Here is a 24,158-nt window from a genome sequence, read left to right as displayed (position 1 = left end):
ACGTCGAGGCATTCGCCGACATGCAGCCGAGTCCAACTCAAAGTCCATCGCGATCCAATCTGGCCGGTTGGCTCTACGTCTCGCCGCTGGTCCTGGTGCTCGTGCCGTTCTTCGCGGCGCCGATCCTGGTGGTGCTGGCGGCGAGCTTCTTCGCCACCGACGGCTTTGGCGGCCTGACCCCGGGCTTCACGCTGGCGAGCTATGTCGAGGTGCTGCACTCGGCGCTGACGCTGAAGCTGTATCTGGCGACGATCAAGTTCACGGTGCTGACCTGGATCTTCACCCTGATCATCGGCTTCTTCGTTGCCTATTTCCTGGTCTTCCACGTCCGCAACCAGTTGCTTGCGATCGGCCTGTTCCTGCTCTGCACGGTGCCGTTCTGGACCTCGAACATCATCCGGATGATTTCGTGGATCCCGCTGCTCGGCAAGGAAGGCCTGATCAACCAGGCGCTGTTGGCGATGGGCGTGATCCGCCAGCCGCTGGAAGTGCTGCTGTTCTCCGACCTCGCGGTGGTCATCGCCTATGTCCACCAGCTCACGATCTTCATGATCGTGCCGATCTTCAATTCGATGGCGCGGATCGACAAGAAGCTGATCGAGGCCGCAATCGACGCCGGCGCCAGCCGTTTCGATATCATGCGCCTGATCGTGGTGCCGATGTCCAAGAGCGGCATCGCGCTCGGCACCATCTTCGTGGTCTCGATCGTCATGGGCGATTTCTTCGTGGTCAAGGTGATGTCCGGCGGCGGTTCCGCCTCGGTGGTCAGCGCCTTCTACGAGGACGTCGGCGTGCTGCAATATCCGACCGCCGCGGCGAGCGCCGTGTTGCTGACGCTGGTGCTGGTCGCGATCGTCTCGCTGATCCTGCGCACCGTCGACGTCAGGCAGGAGATCACGTGATGAGCGCGGTTCTCGCCGACATGCCGGAGACGGTTGCGCCTGCAACCACCAAGGCGATCGCGCCGAGCAAGGGTGGGCGGCCCTGGACGTTCTATGTGCTGGCGGCGCTGTTCACGTTCTACGTGCTCGCGCTCTACGGCCCGATGTTCTGCATCTACATCCTGTCGTTCCAGGACATCCGCGGCGGCCTCGTCTTCCCGATGAAGGGCCAGTCGATGCACTGGTTCGTCGATCTCTTCACCCAGGTGCGCACCGGCGACGTCAAGGGCTCCTTCGACCGCTCCATCAAGCTCGCCGTGATCGTCACCGTCATCACGGTGGTGGTGTCGTTCCTCGCCGGGCTCGGCTTCCGCAAGCGCTTTCGCGGCGACACGTTCGTCTTCTACATGATGATCGGCAGCCTGGTCGCGCCCGGCCTCGTGCTCGGCCTCGGTACGGGCCTGTTGTTCCAGGCGCTCGGTCTGAATGCCAGTTGGTACACCTCGGCGCTCGGCGCGCAGCTATCCTGGACGCTGCCGTTCAGCGTGCTCGTGATGTTCGCGGTGATGTCGCGCTTCAATCATGCGTGGGAGGAGGCGGCTTACGATCTCGGCGCCAGCCGCTGGCAATCGATCTGGCTGGTGATGATCCCGGTGCTGGCGCCTGGCCTCGTCGCGGTCGCGCTGTTCGGATTCACGCTGTCCTATGACGAGTTCGCCCGCAGTCTTCAGACCGCGGGCTCACTGAACACCCTGCCGCTGGAAATCTGGAGCATGACGCTGAACGTCACATCGCCCTCGCTTTATGCGCTGGGCACCGTGACCACCGTCGTCTCCTTCATCGTCATCGGTGCCAGCCTCGGCACCATCGTGCTGATCCAGAAGAAGCGCGGCAGCCGGGCAAAGGGATGGGAATGAAGAACGATCGCGGCGATATCGAGCTGGCAGGCGTCTGCAAGAGCTTTGACGGCGTCACCAACGTCGTTAACGGCGTCAATCTGAAGATCGCAGACGGTGCCTATTGCTGCTTCATTGGCCCCTCCGGCTGCGGCAAGACCACCATCCTGCGCATGATCGCCGGCCATGAGGACCCGACGGCCGGCGAGATCGTGATCGGCGGGCAGAACGTCGTCGGCCTCGCGCCGGTGCAGCGCCGCACCGCGATGATGTTCCAGTCCTACGCGCTGTTTCCGCACCTGACGGTTCGAGAGAACATCGCCTTTGCGTTGCGCGTGCGCGGCCAGTCTAAGGCGGATCGTCTGCGCGCGGCGGATGCCCTGATCGAAAAGGTCCGGCTGACGAGCTTCGCCGACCGCCTGCCGGCCCAGCTGTCCGGCGGCCAGCAACAGCGCGTGGCGCTGGCGCGCGCCGCGATCACCGAGCCCCGCGTGCTCTTGCTCGACGAGCCGCTGTCGGCGCTCGACGAGCAGCTCCGCGTCCAGATGCGCCAGGAGCTCAGGCGGATGCAGCGGGAGCTCGGCATCACCTTCATTCACGTCACCCACACCCAGCTCGAGGCGATCGCCCTTGCGGATCTCGTCGTGGTGATGGAGCAGGGCAGGATCAAGCAGGCGGGGGCGGCGCGCGAGGTCTATGCCCATCCGCACGATCGCTATGTCGCCGAGTTCATGGGGGGCCAGAACGTGCTGTCGGGCAGGGTGGAGAAGGTGAACGGTGCGAGCTTCACGCTCGCGCAGGCCGCGCCTGATGGCATCGAGGTGCCGCTCCAGGCCCGCCCGACCGTCAGCGTCGGGGACAAGGTCGATATCGCCGTGCGACGCGACGACGTCGCGCTGGTGAGGCCCGGCAAGGCGCTGCCGCCGGGCTGTACCACGTCGCTGCCGAGCCGCGTGCTCGCGATCGAATACCAGGGCTATTTCGTCAAGGTCATGCTCGACACCGTGCCGGACGACGAGTTCGTCGCCTATGTGCCGGAAAAGACCTTCTTTGCAGATCCCTTCACCGTCGGCGATGTCGTGATGGCCACATGGGCCACCGGCAGCGCACTTCCACTCGCCTAAAGATCCGTCGCGCACAGGAGCATGACCGTGCAGATATCCTTCACCCTCAACGGACGGCCAACAAGCGTGGATGTCGAGCCGGCAACACTCGTCGCCGAGCTCCTGCGCGAGCAGCTCCATCTCACCGGCACCCATATCGGCTGCGACACCAGCCAGTGCGGCGCCTGCGTCGTGCATCTGAACGGCCTGCCGGTGAAGAGCTGCACGCTGCTCGCGCCCGCGCTCGACGGTGCGACATTGCTCACGATCGAGGGCCTGACGGGCGCCCCCGGCTCGAACCAGATGCATCCGATGCAGGAGGCCTTCCGCGAGCACCACGGGCTGCAGTGCGGCTTCTGCACACCGGGCATGCTGATGACAGCCGTCGCGCTTGCCACCGAAAAGCCGGACCTGACGGAGGCCGATGTCCGCCACGGCCTTGAAGGCAATATCTGCCGCTGCACCGGCTACCAGAACATCGTCATCTCGGTCATGGCCGGCGCTGCCGCCATGCAGGCCGTCAAGGGAGAGTGACCATGGGCAATGTGATCGGCATCGGCGCCGCACCGAAACGGAAAGAGGACCAACGCTTCCTCACCGGCCGTGGCAATTACGTCTCCGACATCAAGCGCCCCGGCATGACCGCCGGCGTGTTCGTGCGCTCGCCACACGGCCACGCGGTGCTGCGCGGCATCGACAAGAGCGCGGCGCTGGCTTCGGCTGGCGTCATTGCGGTCCTGACCGGGGATGATGTCGCCGATGATGGACTGGGCTCGCTGCCCTGCGGCTGGGGTATCACCGACGCCAAGGGCGTGCCGATGAAGGAGCCGCCGTTCCCGATGCTGGCGCAGGACAAGGTGCGGTTCGTCGGCGACATGGTGGCTTTCGTCGTCGCAGAAACCCCGGAGCAGGCCAACGCGGCGGCTGACCTGCTGAAGGTCGACTACGAGGTGCTGCCCTCCGTGGTCGGCGTGCTCGAAGCCGTCAGGCCCGACGCGCCGCAATTGTTCGACGACGTGCCGAACAACATCTGCTGCGACTGGGAGCTCGGCGACAAGGCCGTGGTCGAATCCACGTTCAAGAAGGCAGCGCATGTCGCAAGACTGAGCCTCGTCAACAACCGGCTGATCGGCAACCCCATGGAGCCGCGCGCGGCCATCGCCGAATACGAGCCGGGCACGGAACGCTACACGCTGTGGACCACCAGCCAGTTCCCGCATGTCGTGCGCTTCCTGATGGGCGCGCTGGTGCTGAACATTCCCCAGCACAAGCTGCGCGTGGTCGCGCCCGATGTCGGCGGTGGCTTCGGCGTCAAACAGTTCCATTACGGCGAGGAGGCCGTGATCACCTGGGCCGCCAAGCGCGTGAGGCGGCCGGTGAAATGGGTGGCAAGCCGCTCGGAAGGCTATGTCTCCGATCGCCATGGCCGCGATCATGTCACCGAGGCCGAGCTCGCGCTCGACGAGACCGGAAAATTCCTCGCCTTCCGCGTCAACACGCTCGCCAATATGGGCGGCTATCTCTCGACCTTCGGACCGAACATCCCGACCAATCTCTATGGGCCGCTGCTCAGCGGCGTCTACACCACGCCGGCGATCTATTGCAACGTGAAGGTGGTCTTCACCAACACCGTGCCGGTCGACGCCTATCGTGGCGCGGGTCGGCCCGAGGCGACCTTCGTGCTGGAGCGCATCGTCGATGTCGCCGCCAGCGAGATGGGAATCGACCGCGTCGAGATCCGCCGCCGCAACATGATCCCGAAGGAGGCCTATCCTTATCAGACGCCGGTGCTGGTGCAGTACGATTCCGGCGATCCCATGGGCTGTCTCGACGGCGCGCTGGTCGCGGCCGACGTCAAGAACTTTGGCGTGCGCAAGGCGGCGTCCGCCAGTAAGGGCAAGTTCCGCGGGCTCGGCTACTCCACCTATGTCGAGGCCTGCGGCCTCGCGCCGTCGCGCTTCGCAGGACGGTTAGGGGCGCGCGGCGGCCTTTATGAGAGCGCCACGGTGCGGGTGCATCCGACCGGCCAGGTGACGGTGATGATCGGCACCCACAATCACGGCCAGGGCCATGAGACGACCTTCGCGCAGATCGTCTCGGACAAGCTCGGCGTCGCTTTCGAGAATGTCGACATCGTGTTCGGCGATACCGACCGCGTGCAGTTCGGCATGGGCACCTACGGCTCGCGTTCGCTGGTCGTCGGCGGCGCCGCGCTGTCGAAGGCGACCGACAAGGTGATCGTCAAGGGCAAGAAGATCGCCGCACATCTGCTCGAAGTGTCCGAGGCCGATATCCAGTTCGAGGCCGGCAAGTTTTCCGTTGCCGGCACGGACCGCATCAAGACGTTCGAGGAGATCGCCGGCGCAGCTTACGTGCCGCACAATTATCCGCTCGAGGTGCTGGAGCCCGGGCTTGAAGAGCAGGCTTATTACGACCCCGTCAACTTCACCTATCCCGGCGGCTGCCACATCGCCGAGGTCGAGGTCGATCCCGAGACGGGCACGGTGACGCTGGTGAACTATACGGCGGTGGACGACGTCGGCACGGTCATTAACCCGATGATCGTCGAGGGCCAGCTGCACGGCGGCATCGTGCAGGGCGTCGGCCAGGCGCTGTTCGAGAACGCGGTCTATGACGAAGGCTCCGGCCAGCTGCTGTCGGGCTCGCTGATGGATTACTGCATGCCGCGCGCCGACCATCTGCCGATGATGAAGGTTGCGACGCATTCGACCCTGTGCACGCACACGCCGATGGGCGTGAAGGGGTGCGGCGAGGTCGGCACCATCGGCTCGCCCGCCGCGGTCATCAATGCGGTGGTGGACGCGCTGTCGCATCTCGGCGTCACCCATGTCGACATGCCGGCGACGCCGAACCGGATCTGGCGCCTGCTGCAGAACGCGTCGCTGCCGGTCGCCGCGGAATAGGGAGGATAACAATGAAGCCATTTGCCTATCACCAGCCGGACCAGATTCCGGATGCGGCCAAGCTCCTGACCTCGATCGAGGACAGCAAGCTCGTCGCCGGCGGCATGACGCTGATCCCGACACTGAAGCAGCGGCTGGCCAGTCCGGCCGCGCTGGTCGATCTGTCGAAGCTCGGAAGCCTCAAGGGCATCACCGACGACGGCGCCACCATCACCATCGGCGCCATGACGCCGCATGCGGTGGTGGCTGCCTCGAAGCTGGTGCAGACCAAGATTCCCGGGCTCGCCGCGCTGGCCTCGATGATCGGCGATCCCGCCGTGCGCAGTCGCGGCACCATCGGCGGTTCGGTCGCCAACAACGATCCGGCCGCGGATTATCCCGCGGGCGTGCTCGGCCTCGGCGCCACCATCGTCACGAGCAAGCGCGAAATCGCGGCAGACAAGTTCTTCCTCGGCCTGTTCGAGACCGCGCTCGAGCTTGGAGAGATCGTCACCGCGATCCGCTTTCCCGTGCCGGTCAAGGCGGGATACGCGAAGTTCAAGGCGCCTGCGTCGCGTTACGCGCTGGTCGGTGTGTTCGTCGCGAAATTTGCCGATGGCGTTCGTGTGGCGGTCACCGGCGCCGGGTCCGGCGTGTTCCGCGTGCCGCCGATGGAGGCGGCGCTGTCGAGCCATTTCGATCCGTCCGCGATCGCGGCGATCAAGATCGACACCGACGGTCTCACCTCCGACATCCATGCCGAAGCCGATTACCGTGCGCATCTCGTCACGGTGATGGCCAAACGCGCCGTCGAAGCGGCGCTCAGCTAGCTCTCTTAGGGTTCATGATGACTGATGGTTCCGGCCGAACGGCCTTCCCGCCGGCGCCGACTGGCCTTGGCGCGCTCTCTGCAACCGAGATCGTGGCCGGTTATCGGCGCAAGGCATTCACGCCGCGCGATGTCGTCGACGACACCATCGCCGCGCTGGAGGTGACGAACGAAGCCTGCAACGCAGTCGTGACCCCGATGTACGAGCAGGCGAGGGCGGAGGCCGATCGTCTCACCAAGGAGATGCGCGCGGGCGAGGTCATGGGGCCGCTGGCCGGCGTGCCCGTGACGATCAAGGATCTCGTCTTCGTCGCGGGCGTGCCGGCCTATGCCGGCTCGCCCATGAATACGGCGTTCGTGCCCGAGGTCGATGCCGCCGTGGTTTCCGCGTTGAAGGCGTCCGGCGCCATCATCACCTGCAAGACCACGACCTGCGAGTCCGGCTACAAGCTCACGGCGGACAGCCCGGTCACCGGCACCACGCGAAACCCCTGGAATCCCGGCCGCACCAGCGGCGGATCGAGCGGCGGCGCGGCGGCCGGCGTTGCCGCAGGCTGTGGTCCGATCGCGATCGGCACCGACGGCGTCGGCTCGATCCGCGTGCCGTCGTCGTTCTGCGGCGTGTTCGGCCTGAAGCCGACCTTCGGGCTCGTCCCGCGCTCGCCCGGCTTCTCGCCGCCGTCCTGGGCCTCGCTCGCGCATACCGGGCCGATCACACGTACGGTGGCAGACGCTGCGCTGACGCTGGAGATCATCGCTGCTTACGATATGCGCGATGCCGCAAGCCTTCCCGTGCCGTCCCGCCGGTTCGATACCGACGCCGCAGCGCTGACCGGCATTCGCATCGCCGCCAGCGTCGATTTCGGTTATGCCGCCGTCAGTCCTGACGTGACGGCTGCATTCGGCAAGGCGCTCGCCGTTCTCGATTCCTGCGGCGCGCAGGTCACCATGGATGGCCCCACGCTCGATCCCGGCATTCTGGAGCATACGCTCAGGCCGATCGCCTTCACCGAGCAGGCGGCGGCCGTTGCGAGCAAGACCACGGCCGATCTCGCCGGCTCCGAAGCCGCCTATCGCGATGTCGTCGGCGTCGGCCGGCGCTACAGCGGGACGGACTACGTCGAAGCGGGCTATCGCCGCGGGCAGGCGCGCAACGCCTTCGTCAAACTGTTCGAGCGCGTCGATGCGTTGGTGACGCCGACCGTCGCGGTGACCGCGTTCGAGGCCGGCCAGATCGGCGTCGGCAAGATCGACGGCCGCGAGGTCGACCCGCATCTCGGCTGGTCGCCCTTCACCTGGCCGATCAATCTCGCCGGGCTTCCGGCGGCGACGCTGCCGTGCGGCTTCGACCGCGACGGAATGCCGATCGGGCTTCAGATCGTCGCGCCCTGGCTCGACGAGCCCACCATCTTCCGCATCGCCGCCGCGTTCGAAGCGGCACAACCCTGGGCAAAGTTCTGGCCGCAGCTGGCGCTGCGGCGCTAGGACAGCTCGATTGGCGCGCCGCGGCCGCTCAGCTCTTCATCGAGCCGCAGATAGTGCGCGAGATAATCGTGCAGCGCGGTCGCTGCTTTCGAGGTCGCGCCGCTCGACTTGTAGAGCAAGAGCTCGATCTTCGGCAGCGGAGGCAGGCCTTCGTTCGGCCCGATCTCGCGCATCGCCGGCACCAGCGCGCTGCGGCCGAGCACGGTGACGGCCATGCCGGCGAAGGCTGCGGCCTGGAGGCCGCCGACGCTTTCGCTGACGCAGGCGATGCGCCAGCGCAAATTCGCCCGCTCCAGCGTGTCGATGGCGTAGTCGCGATAGATGTTGCCGGGCGGCAGGAGCGCCAGCGGAATCGGACGCTCCTGATGCGCGGCGGACTGCTCGCCGGTCATCCACACCAATTGCTCGCGCCGCACCACCTGGCCGCCGGTGAAATCATTCATGCGGGTGACGAGCGCGATGTCGACATCGCCGCGCTTGACGAGGCCGACCAGCGGCGTCGACAGCGCGCAGTTGAGCTCGACCTGCACGCGCGGAAAGGATTTTCGGAACACGCTGAGGATCGACGGCAGCATGAACGCCGCATAGAGGTCGGGCGTGCCGAGCACGACCTGGCCCTCGATCTCCTGCGACGCCAATTGGGAGATGAGCTCGTCATGCAACCGCAGGATGGACTTGGCGTAGGTGAGAACGGTGGTGCCGTCGTCGGTCAGCGTCAGCCTGCGGCCGCCATGCTCGAACAATTGCTTGCCGGTCAGCTCCTCCAGTCGCTGCAATTGCAGCGTGATCGCCGGCTGGGTGCGGCCCAGCCGGCGCGCGGTCTCGGTGATGCTGCCGGTCTCGACCACCGAGATCAGCGACCGGAGCATGCGGATGTCGAGGCTGATGAGGTTCATGCGGCGTCCATGTCGCCCAGAATTTATGCAAGTTCCGTGCTACTGGCCGCCGAGCGGCGGTGCCCGGCGCTGCGATCTGAACGCGCATCCCGGTTGGATGATAACTCCTTGTAGTATCAGCGCTATCACTTCTCCATGGCGCCCATCACGGAGCGCGAGTCCGCCTCATCAGTTGATCAGACGGTTACGTGTGCGCGGTGCGTGCGCGGGGACATCAAGGCGGCGCTTGCTTGTCAATTCGTCGGCCCATCCCCACGGATCGCAAACGTCGTCGCCTTCAGCTTGGTCATGCCGAACTTGTCGAACAGCTTGTCATAGGTGCCATCAGTGCGGATCGCCGTTAGTGCCTCGGCAACGGCCTGGGCCAGCAGCTTGTCGCGGAAGGCGAAGGTGATGTCGGTGCCCGCGATGTCGCGGACCCAGATCTTGGCGATGCCCTTCTGCTCGAGCGAGTTGGCGGTCTCGTTGATGTTGAGCGCGGCCTCGAGCTGTCCGGCGCGCAGCGCCGCGGAGGTGGCGGTGACGGTGGTGAAAGTGCGCAGCTCGATCGGCTTGAAGCCCTTGGCTTCCATCGCCGTGCTGAACTCACGCGCCTTGCGCTCGGTGTAGGTCGCCGATTCCACACCGACCACGCGGCCGGCGAGGTCCTCGAATTTCTCCAGCTTCAGGCTGGAGGAGGGGTCGGTGTAGATGCTGATCGCCTGCTGGGCATAAGGAACGAGGTAAAGCATCTTGGAGCGCTCCTCGGTCCAGAACAGGCCGGTGTTGATGGCATCGAAGCGGCCAGAGCGCAGCGCCGGGATCATCGGCGGGAAGTCCATACGCAGGAACACCGGTTCGACGCAGATGCGCTTGGCGATCTCGCGGGCGAGCTCGACGTTGAGGCCCTGCAGCTCGCCCTTGTCGTCGACGAATTGCTGCGGCGGCAGCGTCGGGTTGATCGACATCTGCCATTTCGGCGCCTCGATCAGGCTCGAGGCCGGCACTTTCGGCGTGCAGGTCTGGGCTCCGGCGGCCTGCGTCAAGCCGGCCAGCAGGACGAGGGCGGAGAAGGTTCTTACAAATCGCATCCGAATACTCCGATCAAATCGTGGGTGGAAGAGGAGCCGTTCTCCGGCCCAAAGTCTTCTTCATTGTCTCGTCATGTGGCCGCCGCAGCACCGGCTTGCCGGGTCAGGATCAGCGAGATGTGGCGCGCCGCGGTCACCACCTCGTCGCGCTGGTTGAGGAGGTCGAGCGTCTCGACGACGATGCCGCGCGCGGGGTTTTTGGTCGGCCGTTTCTCGACGAAGCGGAAGCGCACCCGCAAGCGATCGCCGGCGACGATGGGTCCCCTAAATTTGACCCCGTCCCAGCCGAGCGAGGCGACCGAAGTCTCCTCATAGAGCTTCAGCTCCGACTTCAACCCTTCCATCAGCGACAGGCCGTACAGGCCATGGCCGATCACCGCGGGAAAGCCGCGGGAGCGCGCATAGGCGCCATCGACATGGAGCGGATGATGATCGCGCGTGACGTCGGCGAAAACCGCGATATCGGCCTCCGTCACGGTGTGCACGGCGGTCTCGAACTCCGCGCCGAGCGCGATATCTTCGTAGCGGAGATTGGTCGGGGCGCTCGTGTCCATGCTGGTCCCTCAGGCGACCTTCCGTGGCCGCGCCGGGAGCGCCTTGAAGCTCTGCGCAATCCCCATCGGCCCGGAGCGGAAGATGCGCGGGTCCATGTCTTTCAGTTGCGGGCTGATGCGTGGGCGAAAGCCGATATGGGCCAAAATGTCCTCCTCCAGCCGCACGCCAGGCGCGATCTCGGCGAGGGTGACGTGTCCGTTCTCCAGCTCGAACACGGCGCGCTCAGTGACGTAGCTGACGTGCTGGCCGCGCTGCGCGGCGAGTGAGGCGCTGAAGCTGATCTGGCCGACTTGCGGCACGAATTTGCGGAAAGCGCCGTCGCGCCGGATCGCGAGGCGGCCGTTCTCGACGCCGATGTCGAACTTGCCGCCGGTCATGGTGCCGCTGAAGATCAGCCGCTTGGCGTTCTGCGTGATGTCGATGAAGCCACCGGAGCCGTCGCGGCGCTCGCCGAAGCGGGTGACGTTGACGTTGCCTGATACGTCCACCTCCGCGAAGGAGAGGAAGGCGCAGGAGAGGCCGCCGCCGTCGTAGAAGTCGAACTGATAGGCCTGGTCGAGAATGATTCGCGGGTTGATGGCGGTGCCGAATTCGCGCGCGTGACCGGGCACGCCGCCGACCACGCCGGATTCCACCGTCAGCGTGATCAGGTCGGAGATGCCTTCCTCGGCGGCGACATTGGGGATCATCGCGGAGATGCCGACGCCGAGATTGACGACGTCGCGCGGGCGCAATTCGAAAGCGGCGCGGCGGGCGATCACCCGCCGCTCGGTGAGCGGATCGGGCGTGATCATCGCCTCCGGAACCCGCGTCTCGCCGCAGCGCGCCGGGTCATAGGCGGTGCCGTAGGTCTGCATCTGCTCGGGCTCGAGCACGACATGGTCGATCAGGAAGCCCGGGATCTTCACCATCTGCGGATGGATCGAGCCGCGCTTCACGATGCGCTTGACCTGGCAGATCACGGTGCCGCCGGCGTTGTGCACGGCCTGCGCAATCGACAGATCCTCGCGCGTCGTGCCCTCGTGCTCCATGCTGATATAGCCGTCCTCATCGGCCGAGGTCCCGCGGATGATGGCGACGTCGGGGGGAGCGGGGACGCGGTAGAGCAGCCAGGACTGGCCGTGCAGCTCGAGCAGGTCGACCAGCGGCGCGGTGGTGCGTTTGTTCATGCGCCCGCCATCCTGGCGCGGGTCCATGTAGGTGTTGAGGCCGACATGGGTGAGCACGCCGGGATGCTTGGCGGCCATGGCGCGGCAGAGCTGGCTCATCACGCCTTGCGGGAAATTGTAGGCGTCGATCAGCTCGTCGCGGACGAGGCGCATGAACGGCACCTGGAGCCCGAAATTGCCGCCGATGACGCGCGCGATCAGGCCTTCATGGGCGAGATGACAGAGGCCCTTCTCGGTCACGGCGCCGACGCCGGTGATGTTGATGAGCGTCAGATTGTGCGGGCCCTGGCCGCCGAGGAAACGCCGTTCCAGCGCATCCAGAATGGCTTCGGCGGCGCCGGTGCCGCCATTGCCACCGACGATCAGCGTGTCGGCGTCGCGGATGAGGCCGGCGGCCTCCGCCGCTGTGATGATGCTCAGCATGCCCTCACGCGACCTCCTTCTCGACCTGGCGGGCGATGATCAGCCGCTGGATCTGGTTGGTGCCTTCGTAGATCTGGGCGAGGCGAACGTCGCGGAAGATCCGCTCGATGCGGTACTCGCGCGAATAGCCGTTGCCACCGTGGATCTGCAGCGCGTTGGAGACGTGCTTCATCGCCATGTCGGTGGTGAACAGCTTGGCCTGTGCCGCTTCCTTGGCGATTGGCTCGCCAGCATCATGCAGGCGCGCGGCGTGATGGATCAGCAGGCGCGCAGCCGCGATGTCGGTCGACATGTCCGCGAGCATGAACTGCACCGCCTGATAGCCGATGATGGCCTGGCCGAACTGCTTGCGGTCCTTGGCGTAAGTCGTGGCGTCCTCGAACGCGGCCTGCGCCATGCCCAGCGCCATCGAGGCCATCATCAGCCGGCTGAAGTTGAAATTGCTCATGGCCATCTTGAAGGCCTGGTTCTCCGGCCCCATCACGCTGTCCGACGGCAGGCGCACGTCGGAGAAGGTGATCTGGCAGTCGTCGAGGCCGTGCATGCCGAGCAGCTCCTCGTTCTTGCCGCGCGCGATGCCGGGCAGGGCGCCGTCGACGAGAAGACAGGAGATGGCGCGGTGGCCCGCGTCTGCGCCGGTGCGCGCGAACACCATGATGCGGTCGGCGACGCCGCCGAGCGTCACCCAGGCCTTGGTGCCGTTGAGCCGCCAGCCACTGCCCTCGCGTACCGCGTTGGTGCGGATACCAGCGACGTCGGAGCCGTGATCGGGCTCGGAGACGGCGGTCGCGGGAATGATGTCGCCGCTCAGAATTTTTGGGATCAGCGCCTTGTGTGCCTCGGTGCCGTGATGATCGAAGAACAGCACGGCCTCGACCGGAATCGCGAAGGCGTTGGCGACCGCGCCGGAGCAGCGCGCCAGCTCCTCCATCGCGATGCAGGCCGCCACCGCATCGAGACCGGCGCCGCCGGCGCCCTCGCGCAGGCAGATACCGAACAGGCCGAGATCGGCCATGCCCTTGTAGAGCACGCGGTCGAAGCGGTCTTCGCGATCGATCGCCGCAGCGCGCGGCAGGATCTCCGCTTCTGCGAAGCGACGGGCGGTCTCGCGCAGGGCTTTCTGGTCTTGGCTGTAGAAGCGGTCCATGGCGTGCTCCCCGTCAGTCGCTGGCGAGCTTGGAATCGTGGGAGACTTCGCTGCGGTCGCGATCGCAGAAGTAGACCGCGACGTCGTCGCCCGGCACGCCATAAGCGCTGCATACGGCGCGGGTCAGCGCGATGGCGGCAGCGCGCCGCTCGGCCTCGCTGCGGCGGAAGGCGTGGACCTTGAGCAGGATGCGCTGACCGGTGGCCTCCGCGCCGAACCTGCCGGCGTGGGCGTAGTCGTCGGGCGCAATGTTCAGGAAATAGAGCGTGACCGTATCAGCGGTGACGCCGAACGCCGACATCAGGCCGTCGGTCACCGACCGCGCCAGCGCGGCCTTGCGCTCGGATGGGACTGGCGGGGCGAGCACTTCGACATAGGGCATCGATCAGACCTTCGCGGACTTGGCTGCAGACGATTTGGATGAAGACGATTTGGACTTGCCGGATTTCGCAGGAGCTGGTGCGTCGATCTGGCGGCAGGAGTCGCGCTGGACCAGCCGCGCGCCGACGCGATATTCGCGCACGCCATCACTGCCATTGCCCTTGCTATTTCCCTTGGCGTCCATGCGATGCAGCAGCCGGTCGACGGCGAGATTGGCAAGATCGCGCGCGCCGTTGTCGACGATGCTGATCGCCGGGCGATGCCATTCGAACCACGGCATGTCCTCATAGCAGAGCAGCGAGAGATCATCGGGAACGGCGATGTTCCGTTCCGCGGTGACGCGAAGCACGCCGAGCGTTGCCTCGTGATTGGCAACGAAGATTGCGCTGGGCGGGCGGGCGAGGTCGAGCAGCGTGCGCGCGCAGGTCGCGCCGGTCTCGGGCACGTAGTGGCCGGCATGAATCAATGTGTCGTCCCTGGCGATGCCGGCCTCGCGCAGGGCGCGGACATAGCCGGACAAGCGTTCGCGGCCGGACGTGGTGTCCTGACGGCCGACGATCAGCCCGATGCGCTTGTGCCCGAGCTCGATCAAATGACGCGTGCCCAGATAAGCGCCTTGCGGATCGTCGGCGAGCACGGTCTCGAGATCGGTCGCATCGTCGCGCCGCACCAGGCAGACGATCGGCACGTCCTTGGAGAGCGTCTCGAGCTGCGCGCCGTTCTTGCCTGTAGGCACCACGATCAAGCCGTCGATGCGATGATCGACCAGCGTGGTGAGGGTGTCGCTCTCGGCTTGCGGATCGTCGCCGCCGATGCACAGAAGCATCTGATAGCCCAGCGCCTTCAGGCGCGCCTGCACCACTTCGGCCATCACCTGGAACGAGGCGTTGGTGAGATTGTGGACGAGAAGAGCAACGAGCCGCGACTGCCCGGTCTTCAATCCGCGCGCGATCGGGTTCGGCCGATAGCCGAGCTCGCGCGCGATGCGCAACAGGCGCTGCTGCGTACGTTCGCTGGTCAGGCCGGTTCCCGTCAGCGCCCGGGAAGCCGTGCTGACTGAAACGCGGGCCGCCTGTGCCACATCTTTGAGCGTGACGCTCATCCAACCTGCCGATAGACTGCAAACGATTGCAGAAACGCTATGAGCTTATTCTACACGGATCAAGCTCAAAAAATGGATGGTGTTGCCCAATGCAGAGCCATTTATGCAAACGTTTGCATAAGAACTGCGGATATTCCGCAGCCTGCCCGCGGCGTCTGAATTCACCCGAGCGCCCGGCAGTACCGCGATGAAGACGTTCCGCGGCACCTACACCGTCATGATCACCCCGTTCACGGCAGCTGGCGAGGTCGATGTCGCGGCATTGCGCGCCTTCGTCGACTGGCAGATCGCGCAGGGGATCCACGGGCTGATCCCGCTCGGCTCGACCGGCGAGTTCCTGTCCATGGACGACGAAGAGAAGGCGCTGGTTGCGGAAGTCGTCATTCGCCAGGCTGCGGGGCGCGTGCCGGTGCTGATCGGAACCGGCGCGGAGGACACGCGCGAGGTGGTGCGCCTCAGCCGCCGTGCCGAAAACCTGGGCGCCGACGGCGTGATGATCATCCCGCCGTTCTATTCGACGCCGACCGACGACGAGCTCGTCCATCACTACAAGACGGTTGCCGATGCGGTCTCGCTGCCGATCATGGTCTACAACAATCCGGCGACCGCGAATGTCGATCTCAAGCCACATCTCGTGGCGCGCATCGCCAAGATCGACAATTGTCTCTACATCAAGGAGTCGACGCTGGAGGTGACGCGGGTGCGCGACATCATCCGTCTCTGCGGCGACCGGATGACCGTGTTCGGCGGCATCCTCGGCTTCGAGTCCTTCGTCGAGGGCGCGCAGGGCTGGGTAGCCGTGGCCTCCAACGTCGTCCCGGCGGAGATGGCCCGCATCTTCAGCCTCGTGGCCGACCACGGCGCGATCAAGGAAGCGCGCGAGCTCTATCTGAAATACCTGCCGGTGATCGAATTCGTCGGCGGCCAGGCCTATGTCGCCGGCAGCAAGGCGCTGCTCAATCATATGGGTTTTGCGGCCGGCCTTCCGCGTCCGCCGCGCCTGCCGCTGCCGGCTGCGCAGGATGCGGCCGCGCGTGCCCTGGTCAAGACATTCGATCTGGTGTGGCGCGGCGCGCCGGTTGCGGCTGCTTGAGGTGTGAACGGATGAATCTGCTCGACGGCGTCAAGATCCTCAGCTTCAACCACTATCTCGCGGGGCCCCTGGCCGCACAGACGTTGGCCGATCTCGGCGCCGATGTCATCGCGGTCGAACCGATCGAGGGCGCGTTTCAGCGCAACTGGGCGGTCGCCAATCATTTCGTCGCAGGCGACAGCGTCAATCATCTGGCCACGGGGCGCAACAAGCGCAGTCTCACCGTTGATCTCAAGCATCCCGACGGCATTGCCGCGGTGAAGAAGCTGGTCGCGACGTCAGATGTCGTGATGGAGAATTTTCGTCCGGGCACCATGGCCAAGCTCGGTCTCGGCTACGACACGCTCAAGGAAATCAACCCCGGCCTGATCTATGCGGTCGCCACCGGCTTCGGTTCGGAAGGACCGTACAAGGATCGTCCCGGCCAGGATCTCCTGCTCCAGGCGATGTCGGGTCTTGCGATGCGGACGGGGCGCGCCGATGGCCAGCCGACGGCGGTCGGGGCCGTCATCGTCGATCAGCATGCCGCCTCGCTCTATGCCATGAGCATCCTCGCGGCGCTGTTCGCGCGAACGAAGACCGGCAAGGGCCAGCTCGTCGAGGTCAACCTCTATCAGGCCGCGCTCGATCTCCAGGTCGAGCCGCTGACGGCCTGGCTCAACGGCGCGCCATCGCCGACGTCGCGCGGTCCGGCCGGCATCGCGGCCTGGTTCAGCCCCGGTCCCTATGGCATTCACGCGACGGCAGATGGTCACATGGCGATCTCCATGGCCACGCCCAAGGCGCTCGGCGTCGCGCTCGACAGCGAGGAGCTGAAGCAGTTCGGCGAGGGCGATAGCTTTTCGAAGCGTGAGGAGATCACGCGGATCGTTGCGGCGCGCCTGAAACAGAAGTCGACGGCAGATTGGCTGCCCGCGCTGGAAGCCGCACGGATCTGGCACGCGCCGGTGCAGGATTATCGCGACCTCGAGTCCGATCCCCAGCTCAACCATCTCGGCGTGTTCAAGAGCGCGGAGAGTGCCGGCGGCGCGCCGATCCGGATGGTCGCGCATCCCGCGCGCTATGACGGGCAGACGCCCGAGGTGCGGCTGGTGCCGCAGCGGCTCGGTGCGCAGACGCGCGAGGTGCTAGGCGAGATCGGCTACGACGCCGCGGAGATCGACGCGATGGTTGCCGGCAAGGCCGTCGGAGTGGCGCGATGATCGATTTTTCAATCCCCGAAGAGACGCGCCTTCTGGTCGATACCGTCCGCCGCTTCGTCGAGACCGAGGTGCAGCCGCTCGAAGACGTCGTGGAGCAGACGGCCACGGTGCCGGCTGAAGCGCTTGCGGTCACCAAGGCCAAGGCACAGAAGCTCGGCCTCTATGCCATGAACATGCCGGCGGATGTCGGCGGCGGCGGGCTAACTTGCGTCGAGCATTGCCTGGTCGAGGAAGAATTCGGCAAGACGTCAGATGCGCTGATCCGCCGCGTGTTCGGCCAGGTCTATCCGATGCTGATGGCCTGCAAAGGCGATCAGGTCGAGCGCTATCTGCTGCCGACGGTGAAGGGCGACAAGATCTGCGCCATGGCGATCACCGAGCCGGGCGCGGGCTCCGACGCCGCGTCGATCAGCACCACGGCGCATCTCGATGGCGACGAATGGGTGCTCAACGGCACCAAGCATTTCATCAGCGACGGCGACATCGCCGACTACATCATCTTGATGGCGCTGACCGACAAGGACAAGCGCGCCCGCGGCGGCATCACCCTGTTCCTGGTCGACCGAGCTACGGCCGGCTTCAAGGTCGCACGCACCCAGCCGATGATGGGCCATCGCGGCTATGGCCATGCCGAGCTGAGCTTCGAGGATTGCCGCATCCCGAAGGCGGCCGTGCTCGGCGAGGTCGGCGGCGGCTTCAAGCTGATCATGCAGAGCGTGCTCCAGATCCGGCTTGCTCATATCGGCGCACGCGCGGTCGGCATGGCGCAGCGCGCGCTGGAGATGATGCGCAGGCACGCCGGCGAGCGGCGCCAGTTCGGCCAGTTGATCGGCGATTTCCAGATGGTGCAGAAGCTGATCGCCGATTCCGCCACCGAGATTTTCGGCGTGAAGATGATGGTGATGAACGCCGCCTGGGACATCGATCAGGGCAAGGATGCGCGCGACAAGGTCTCGATGATCAAGGTCGCAGCGTCGGAGATGCAGGGCCGCGTCGTCGACCGCGCCATCCAGGTGTTCGGCGGCATGGGCTTCAGCAAGGACCTGCCGCTGGAGCGGATGTATCGCGACGCCCGCGTCACCCGCATCTATGACGGCACCTCCGAAATCCATCGCATGCTGGTTGCGCGCAGCACCATCAAGAACGGCTTGCAGCTTTAGGGAAGCGATCGATGTCTCACGCACCTCTCAAGCCCGGCGCCGCCTTTGCCTTTCGCAAGACCATGACGGTGGCCGAGCAGGCGATGTTCACCGGCATCAGCGGCAATCTCGGCGGTCTCTATGTCGATGTCGTCCGCGCCAAGAAAGCCGGCGCGTCGAACATGGTCGCCTTCGAGCTCGCGGTCGGCGGTCTCGCCACCACCTGCCTCAGCCAGCTCGGTGGGCCCACGCGGCGGATCGGCAGCATCGCGCTGAACTTCGCTGCGCCCGTGATCGTCGGCGACTCAGTCGAGGCCAAAGCCGAGATCGTCTCGGTCGACGGCGATGACGCGGTCTGCCGCGTCACCTGCACGCTGTCGCCCTCCGGCGCGACCGTCGTGGACGGCACTGCAACGCTGGTTCCCTTCGCGAAGGGCTGAGCCATGTACGAGCCAAAATCCTTCGACGATCTCAAGGTCAACGAGAGGGTCAGCCTGAGCAAGACCATCACCGAGGCCGATGGCGCGCTCTACATCGCCGCGACCGGCGATTTCGGCCCCGTCCATGTCGACGAGGTCTATGCCGGCGCGACGCGCTTTGGCCGCAGGCTGGCGCCGGGGATCATGGTTGCTGGCCTCTGCACCAGCATCCTCACCTCTGAGCTGGTCGGCACCATCGGCGTGTCGGTGGAGGACCGGTTCTGGTTCACAGGTCCCGTGTTCTACGGCGACACGCTCACCTTCGATGTCTGGATCGCCGAGCAGCACGACGAGACCCGCACCATCATTTGGGAAGCGAGCGCCCGCAACGAGGGCGGCCTCGAAGTGCTGAAGGCGCGCGCGAGCCTGAAATTTCCGCGACGGAAACCGTCATGAGCAAGGCGAGGAAGAAACCGGATCTGCGCGGCGTCACGGTCGCGACCGTGCTGCCCTTCAGGGACGACAGCTCGATCGACTGGGACGGCTACGCCCGTGTGCTCGACTATTGCGCGTGCCCGGACGGAATCGCGGCGGTGTTTGTCAATGGCCATGCCGGCGAGGGCGGATCGCTGTCGGACGACGAACGCCAGGCTGTGATCGAGCGGACGCGCAAGCAGATCGGCGGCAAGCCTTTGTTGGCGGGCATCATCGCGCATTCCACAGCAGAAGCGATTCACCAGGCCCAACTCGCGGAAGCGGCTGGCGCCGATTGCGCCGTGCTGTTCCCGCCCGCGCCGCTCGGCGGCGGCGCCTCGGCGACCTCACGCGCGCCGCTGGCTTTCGTGCAGGCAGTCAGCTCCGCGATCGGAATTCCGGTCTCGATCTTCCAGTACCCACTGGCATCCGGCTTCGGCTACTCGCCGGAGACCTTGGCCAAGATCGCCGTGCTCGACAGCGTCATCGCCGTCAAGGAAGGCAGCGATACCATGCTGGCCTATGACGAGAACCGGCGGGCGGTGAAGCAGGCCGATCCCTCCGTCGCGATCCTGCCGTCGAACTTCAACTGGTTCCTGCCGCAGCTCGCCGTCGGCGGCGATGGCATTCTCTCCGGCCTCGTCAGCCTTGCGCCGGCTTTGTTCGTCGCGCTGTGGCAGGCCTCGCTCGCGGACGACCTCAAGGCCATGCGCGCCGTCAACGAGCGGCTTTATCCGATCGTCCGCGCCATCTACGGGCCTGCGCCGATCATGGACATGCACACCCGCATGAAGGTCGGGCTGAAGGCCCTTGGCCTGATCCGCAACGCCGATCCGCGGCCGCCGCTGCTGCCGGTTCTGCCGGCGCTCTGCGATGCCGTTGCAGCGGCGGTCGGCGCGGCGCGCGCGGCCGGCGACATCCGCACTTAGCGTGAGGAACGAGCTGATGCCGGACGAAGCCTTCATCCATATCGTGCGGGTCGACATCGATCCCGAGCACGAGGCTGCGTTCAACGCCTGGTACGAGCAGAAGCATTTTCCCGATCTGCTCGCTTGTCCCGGCTGGCTCTCGGCCAAGCGCTTCGTCTCGGTGGGCGACGGACCGAAATATGCCGCGATGTACGAGGTCGCGGGCAGGTGGGCGTTCGAGACGCCGGAATTCCTGAAGGTGAAGGGCTTTGGTCCGTTCGAAGCCCTGGTGAAGAACTTCATGCGCATCCAGCTCAGGCCGATGTCGGGACCGGCTTGAGCAGGTCGAAGCCGATGCTGCCTGCCGTGTCGCGAGATCCGGCCGGCCGCATCCAATAAGCGTCGAGGGGAATCCCGGGCGAGGAACTGTATCGGTCATTGGCGTCTTACTGGAGGTATCCATGGTCTCGACATTGCTTCGCTTGGGTGCGGCTGCCGCACTCGTTCTCGCATCCACGGCGCTGCATGCCGCCTGCACGCCCGCGATCACCGACGACAATCTGATCGCGCCGGGCAAATTGCAGCTCTCCATCAACCCGACCAACCCGCCGCAGCAATTCGTCGACAAGGACGGTCAGCTGCAAGGCCTCAACGTCGAGCTCGCCGCCGAGCTCGGCAAGCGGTTGTGTCTTCCCGTCGAACTCGTCCGGATGGATTTTCCGGCGATGATTCCCGCCTTGGGCGCAGCGCGCATCGACGGCGTCAATACCGGCATGTTCTGGACCGAGGAACGCTCGAAGCTGATGTACATGGTGCCGTATGCCATTCAGGCGATCTCGGTCGTGGTCGCCCCCGACAGCGGCACAAGAATTGCTACCGAAAACGATCTGATCGGAAAATCGTCCGCAGTCGAGGTCAGCAGCTACCAGATGAACTGGCTCAAGAAGCTCAGCGATGCCAGCGTGGCGAAGGGCGGGGCGGCCGTCGAGATGCGGACGTTCCCGACTGCGACCAACGTCATTAGCGCGCTGCTTGCGGGCCAGGTCGACAATGCGCTGCTGGTCGACAGCGTGGCACGCGATCTCGTCGGCCGTGGTCGCGTGAAGGAAGTCCTGAGTGGGCTCGGCACGGCCAGGACCACGCTTGGTTTCCGCAACAAGACGGTCGCCGATACCGTCGTCAAGGCGCTCAACACGATGCGCGCCGACGGCTTTTATCAGGCGCTGTTCGACAAGTTCGGTCTGACCGCCATGCCGGCTGACCAGCCGCTTGCGATCGCCGGCCCCGGTCCGGCCTGAAACCTACGGAGACGAGCCGATGAGCCTTTTCAGTCCGACGGCCGCCGTCAGCTACTTCTTCAACTACTTCCTGATGAAGGGAGTGCTCGTCACCATCGGCTTGACGGTGGCGGCGGTCGTCGGCGGATTGATCCTCGGCATGGGCATCGCGCTATTGCGCATGTCGTCCAATCCGGTGCTCGCGGGTGCCGCGCGCTTCTACATCTGGTTCTTCCGCGGCACGCCGCTGCTGATCCAGCTCGTGGTGATCTACAGCGGCTTGCCGCAGCTCGGCATCAAGTTCAGCGTGATCACCTGCGCGCTCGTTGGCCTGATCCTCAATGAGGCGGCCTATCTCGCCGAGATCGTGCGCAGCGGTTTCATGGCGGTGTCGGCGGGGCAGCGTGAGGCGGCCTGGGCGCTCAGCCTGTCGCCCTGGGTCACGTTCCGCCGCGTGACCCTGCCGCAGGCGTTCCGGCTGATGATCCCGCCGCTCGGCAACTCCATCAACTCGCTGTTGAAGGCGACCTCGCTTGCCTCCGTGATTTCGGTCGAGGAGCTGATGCGCCGCAGCGACATGCTGATGCAGGAGCATTTCCAGATCCTCGAAGTCTATGCCGCTGCAACCGCGTATTACCTAATCCTCACCTCGGTCTGGGACGCGGTTCAGCGCCGGCTCGAAAAGCATTTCGGTCGATCGAGTGCCGCAAAAACCAGGCGGGTCGCAGCGAGCGCGCCGGTTGCACAGGCGAGTGTGGAGGCCCGGGCATGAGCGAGACATCAATGGCGAGGGCCGAAAGTGCAACAATGCAGCCGCAGCTCCGTGAGGTGCCTGCGGTCCGCATGGAGGCGGTCTACAAGCACTATGGCGACTTCACCGCGTTGAACGAGGTCGATCTCAAGGTCGCCAAGGGCGAGAAGATCGTGGTCTGCGGTCCTTCAGGCTCGGGCAAATCGACGCTTATCCGCTGCATCAACCACATCGAGAAGCACGACGAGGGTCTGATCTACGTCAACGGCGTCGAGCTCGATCATCAGCGCAAGAACATCGATGCGGTCAGGCGGGACACCGGCATGGTGTTCCAGAGCTTCAATCTGTTCCCGCACATGACGGTGCTGGAGAACTGCACTCTGGCACCGATGACCGCGAACGGGATGAGTGCGGTCGAGGCCAAGGATCTCGCCATGCATTTCCTGACCAAGGTGCGGATTCCGGACCAGGCGGAGAAATATCCCGGGCAACTCTCCGGCGGTCAGCAGCAGCGCGTCGCCATCGCACGCGCATTGTGCATGCGTCCCAAGATCATGCTGTTCGATGAGCCGACCTCCGCGCTCGACCCCGAGATGGTCAAGGAGGTGCTGGAGACTATGAAGAAGCTTGCGGAGGAGGGCATGACCATGCTGTGCGTCACGCACGAGATGGGCTTTGCCCGCGAGGTCGCCGACCGCATCGTGTTCATGAACGAGGGCAAGGTGGTCGAGCAGGCTGCGCCGGAGCAGTTCTTCAAGCATCCGAAGTCGGAACGGGCACGGACGTTCCTCGATCAGATCATCCATTAATCGGCCAAGATGCGGACATTCAGCGACCGCCTGCGCGGCATTCACGCCGCTACCATCGTGCCGATGACGCCCGGTTTCGAGGTCGACGAGGCGCAGCTCGCAAGCCATCTCACCTCGGTGACATCTACGCCTGGAATCCATGGGCTCCTCGTCAACGGCCACGCCGGCGAGAACTTCGTGCTGTCGCTGTCCGAGAAGCGGCGCGTGGTGGAGCTGGCGCGTCAGCACGCGCCGAAGGACTGCCTGATCGTCTCCGGGGTCAACCATGAATCGAGCCTGGAGGCCGCGCGCGAGGCGGCTGCGCTGGAACAGGCCGGCGCGGATGGGCTGCTGGTGTTTCCTCCCAACAGCTGGGCGCTTGGTCATGCCGATGATTGCGTGATCGAGCATCACCGCCGCATCCGCGATGCCACGACAGGGCCCTTGATGCTCTACGCCGCGCCGGTCGGCGCGGGAGCCATGGCCTACGCACAGGCGCTGCTGACGAGGCTGGTCGCCGATGCCCGCTTCGTCGCGGTGAAGGAGGGCAGCTGGGAGGTTGCGGCCTACGAACAGAACCTCAGGCTGATACGCAAGCTGCGACCGGACTTCGTCGTGCTCGGCTCGGGCGACGAGCATTTGCTGACAAGCTACATCGTCGGCTCGGCCGGTAGCCAGGTCAGCCTCGCCTGCGTCGTGCCGGAACTCGTGGTGGGCCTTTGGAGTGCTGCGGAAGCCGGCGATTGGGAGCGGGCGCGCGCCGCGCACGATAAGCTGTATCCGCTTGCCGTTGCGATCTACCGCGACCCGCCCGGAGGACGCGCGACCGTGCGCCTCAAGGCCTGCCTGAAGCTGCTCGGACGATTGTCGTGCGACGCGGCGCGGCCGCCGCAGCCGGTGGCGACACGCGGTGAGTTGCAGGCGCTCGAGCAGGCACTGCGCGTCGCCGGCGTGCTCTAAGCCGCGAAGCGGCCATCGTCGGATTTCGGACGACGAGGGAGCTATTCGCGCCGCCGAAGTTGCTTCATTGAACATTCAGTAAAGTAGTTTGCTAAACACGCGGCGAGGGCCGACCTTCCGACTCTCCTGCTGTTCGGATGGGCTGGATTGCTCCTGGCAGGCGACAGCGGCGGTCGCATTCGGCAAATTTTCCGACGTTTTCGCTGCGACTGCGAACATCTCGCTTACACGCGAACGCCGTAAGCCTTTTCGCCAGACTCGCGACCAACGGGGCTTGACGATCTCCGAAATTTAGTAATACGTTTAG

The 24,158-nt window shown here is 65.4% G+C and carries 25 protein-coding genes; 18 read left to right on the top strand and 7 right to left on the bottom strand.

Annotated elements, in window-relative coordinates:
• Positions 1 to 20: 20 nt before the first annotated feature.
• The 7 genes from ACNJYD_RS24360 to ACNJYD_RS24330 are packed head-to-tail and all read left to right on the top strand — an operon-like array spanning position 21 to position 8,097.
• Positions 21 to 902: an ABC transporter permease gene (locus ACNJYD_RS24360; RefSeq protein ID WP_212256600.1), complete on the top strand. Its 882-nt coding sequence runs from the start codon at positions 21 to 23 to the stop codon at positions 900 to 902.
• Positions 902 to 1,798 (top strand): ABC transporter permease, encoded by an 897-nt coding sequence (locus tag ACNJYD_RS24355; protein ID WP_439363554.1) that lies wholly within the window; start codon positions 902 to 904, stop codon positions 1,796 to 1,798. The genes ACNJYD_RS24360 and ACNJYD_RS24355 overlap by 1 nt, the downstream gene beginning before the upstream one ends.
• Complete coding sequence (locus ACNJYD_RS24350) at positions 1,795 to 2,901, top strand: ABC transporter ATP-binding protein (RefSeq protein ID WP_212256598.1); 1,107 nt, start codon at positions 1,795 to 1,797, stop codon at positions 2,899 to 2,901. Before ACNJYD_RS24355 ends, ACNJYD_RS24350 begins: the two co-directional genes overlap by 4 nt.
• A gap of 21 nt (positions 2,902 to 2,922) precedes the next feature.
• Entirely contained in the window at positions 2,923 to 3,414 is a 492-nt protein-coding gene (locus ACNJYD_RS24345) for a (2Fe-2S)-binding protein (protein ID WP_212256597.1), read from the top strand.
• Positions 3,415 to 3,416: 2 nt separating this feature from the next.
• Positions 3,417 to 5,804: a xanthine dehydrogenase family protein molybdopterin-binding subunit gene (locus tag ACNJYD_RS24340; RefSeq protein WP_212256596.1), complete on the top strand. Its 2,388-nt coding sequence runs from the start codon at positions 3,417 to 3,419 to the stop codon at positions 5,802 to 5,804.
• 11 nt (positions 5,805 to 5,815) lie between these two features.
• The gene (locus ACNJYD_RS24335) at positions 5,816 to 6,613 is read left to right on the top strand and encodes an FAD binding domain-containing protein (protein ID WP_212256595.1); all 798 of its coding nucleotides are present in this window, start codon (positions 5,816 to 5,818) and stop codon (positions 6,611 to 6,613) included.
• Between the two features lie 17 nt (positions 6,614 to 6,630).
• The gene (locus tag ACNJYD_RS24330; protein ID WP_212256593.1) at positions 6,631 to 8,097 is read left to right on the top strand and encodes an amidase; all 1,467 of its coding nucleotides are present in this window, start codon (positions 6,631 to 6,633) and stop codon (positions 8,095 to 8,097) included.
• Here the strand turns inward: ACNJYD_RS24330 and ACNJYD_RS24325 are convergent.
• The 7 genes from ACNJYD_RS24325 to ACNJYD_RS24295 all read right to left on the bottom strand — a co-directional run bounded on the left by ACNJYD_RS24325 (position 8,094) and on the right by ACNJYD_RS24295 (position 14,840).
• Positions 8,094 to 8,993, bottom strand: a complete 900-nt coding sequence (locus ACNJYD_RS24325) for a LysR substrate-binding domain-containing protein (RefSeq protein ID WP_025035437.1) — start codon at positions 8,991 to 8,993, stop codon at positions 8,094 to 8,096. The genes ACNJYD_RS24330 and ACNJYD_RS24325 overlap by 4 nt on opposite strands.
• 233 nt (positions 8,994 to 9,226) lie before the next feature.
• Entirely contained in the window at positions 9,227 to 10,063 is an 837-nt protein-coding gene (locus tag ACNJYD_RS24320) for an ABC transporter substrate-binding protein (RefSeq protein WP_439363553.1), read from the bottom strand.
• A 71-nt stretch (positions 10,064 to 10,134) separates the two neighbouring features.
• Positions 10,135 to 10,617: a MaoC family dehydratase gene (locus ACNJYD_RS24315; protein WP_271511798.1), complete on the bottom strand. Its 483-nt coding sequence runs from the start codon at positions 10,615 to 10,617 to the stop codon at positions 10,135 to 10,137.
• A gap of 9 nt (positions 10,618 to 10,626) precedes the next feature.
• Positions 10,627 to 12,210: an acyl CoA:acetate/3-ketoacid CoA transferase gene (locus tag ACNJYD_RS24310; protein WP_439363552.1), complete on the bottom strand. Its 1,584-nt coding sequence runs from the start codon at positions 12,208 to 12,210 to the stop codon at positions 10,627 to 10,629.
• A 4-nt stretch (positions 12,211 to 12,214) separates the two neighbouring features.
• Complete coding sequence (locus ACNJYD_RS24305) at positions 12,215 to 13,357, bottom strand: acyl-CoA dehydrogenase family protein (protein ID WP_439363551.1); 1,143 nt, start codon at positions 13,355 to 13,357, stop codon at positions 12,215 to 12,217.
• A gap of 13 nt (positions 13,358 to 13,370) precedes the next feature.
• Positions 13,371 to 13,739, bottom strand: coding sequence for a tautomerase family protein (locus ACNJYD_RS24300; protein WP_172784524.1), 369 nt, complete (start codon positions 13,737 to 13,739; stop codon positions 13,371 to 13,373).
• A 3-nt stretch (positions 13,740 to 13,742) separates the two neighbouring features.
• On the bottom strand, positions 13,743 to 14,840 hold the full coding sequence (locus ACNJYD_RS24295) for a LacI family DNA-binding transcriptional regulator (RefSeq protein WP_439363550.1): 1,098 nt from the start codon (positions 14,838 to 14,840) through the stop codon (positions 13,743 to 13,745).
• Between the two features lie 187 nt (positions 14,841 to 15,027).
• Here ACNJYD_RS24295 and dapA point away from each other — a divergent pair, with 187 nt between their 5' ends.
• The 11 genes from dapA to ACNJYD_RS24240 all read left to right on the top strand — a co-directional run bounded on the left by dapA (position 15,028) and on the right by ACNJYD_RS24240 (position 23,851).
• A complete protein-coding gene (gene dapA, locus ACNJYD_RS24290) occupies positions 15,028 to 15,933 on the top strand; it encodes a 4-hydroxy-tetrahydrodipicolinate synthase (RefSeq protein ID WP_439363549.1) in 906 nt (301 codons plus the stop codon).
• Positions 15,934 to 15,944: 11 nt separating this feature from the next.
• Positions 15,945 to 17,135, top strand: coding sequence for a CaiB/BaiF CoA transferase family protein (locus ACNJYD_RS24285; protein WP_439363548.1), 1,191 nt, complete (start codon positions 15,945 to 15,947; stop codon positions 17,133 to 17,135).
• Positions 17,132 to 18,295 carry an acyl-CoA dehydrogenase family protein gene (locus tag ACNJYD_RS24280; protein ID WP_212256578.1) on the top strand — a complete coding sequence of 388 codons (1,164 nt, stop codon included), beginning with the start codon at positions 17,132 to 17,134 and terminating at the stop codon, positions 18,293 to 18,295. Before ACNJYD_RS24285 ends, ACNJYD_RS24280 begins: the two co-directional genes overlap by 4 nt.
• Positions 18,296 to 18,306: 11 nt before the next feature.
• Entirely contained in the window at positions 18,307 to 18,714 is a 408-nt protein-coding gene (locus ACNJYD_RS24275) for a MaoC/PaaZ C-terminal domain-containing protein (RefSeq protein ID WP_212256571.1), read from the top strand.
• Between the two features lie 3 nt (positions 18,715 to 18,717).
• A complete protein-coding gene (locus ACNJYD_RS24270) occupies positions 18,718 to 19,149 on the top strand; it encodes a MaoC family dehydratase (RefSeq protein WP_172784530.1) in 432 nt (143 codons plus the stop codon).
• Positions 19,146 to 20,096 carry a dihydrodipicolinate synthase family protein gene (locus ACNJYD_RS24265; protein WP_439363547.1) on the top strand — a complete coding sequence of 317 codons (951 nt, stop codon included), beginning with the start codon at positions 19,146 to 19,148 and terminating at the stop codon, positions 20,094 to 20,096. The genes ACNJYD_RS24270 and ACNJYD_RS24265 overlap by 4 nt, the downstream gene beginning before the upstream one ends.
• 16 nt (positions 20,097 to 20,112) lie before the next feature.
• Positions 20,113 to 20,415, top strand: a complete 303-nt coding sequence (locus ACNJYD_RS24260; RefSeq protein ID WP_172784532.1) for a DUF4286 family protein — start codon at positions 20,113 to 20,115, stop codon at positions 20,413 to 20,415.
• A 121-nt stretch (positions 20,416 to 20,536) separates the two neighbouring features.
• Positions 20,537 to 21,373, top strand: coding sequence for an ABC transporter substrate-binding protein (locus ACNJYD_RS24255; protein WP_439363546.1), 837 nt, complete (start codon positions 20,537 to 20,539; stop codon positions 21,371 to 21,373).
• A gap of 19 nt (positions 21,374 to 21,392) precedes the next feature.
• Positions 21,393 to 22,124 carry an amino acid ABC transporter permease gene (locus ACNJYD_RS24250; protein ID WP_172784534.1) on the top strand — a complete coding sequence of 244 codons (732 nt, stop codon included), beginning with the start codon at positions 21,393 to 21,395 and terminating at the stop codon, positions 22,122 to 22,124.
• Entirely contained in the window at positions 22,121 to 22,912 is a 792-nt protein-coding gene (locus ACNJYD_RS24245) for an amino acid ABC transporter ATP-binding protein (RefSeq protein ID WP_373569489.1), read from the top strand. The genes ACNJYD_RS24250 and ACNJYD_RS24245 overlap by 4 nt, the downstream gene beginning before the upstream one ends.
• 9 nt (positions 22,913 to 22,921) lie before the next feature.
• Positions 22,922 to 23,851 (top strand): dihydrodipicolinate synthase family protein, encoded by a 930-nt coding sequence (locus ACNJYD_RS24240; RefSeq protein WP_439363545.1) that lies wholly within the window; start codon positions 22,922 to 22,924, stop codon positions 23,849 to 23,851.
• Positions 23,852 to 24,158 lie beyond the last annotated feature (307 nt).

Origin of the sequence: Bradyrhizobium sp. SPXBL-02, assembly GCF_051853065.1 — a bacterium.
Taxonomy (GTDB): Bacteria; Pseudomonadota; Alphaproteobacteria; order Rhizobiales; family Xanthobacteraceae; genus Bradyrhizobium.
The sequence above is the reverse complement of the archived record's forward strand: the minus strand, read 5'-3'. Positions and strand labels throughout refer to the sequence as shown.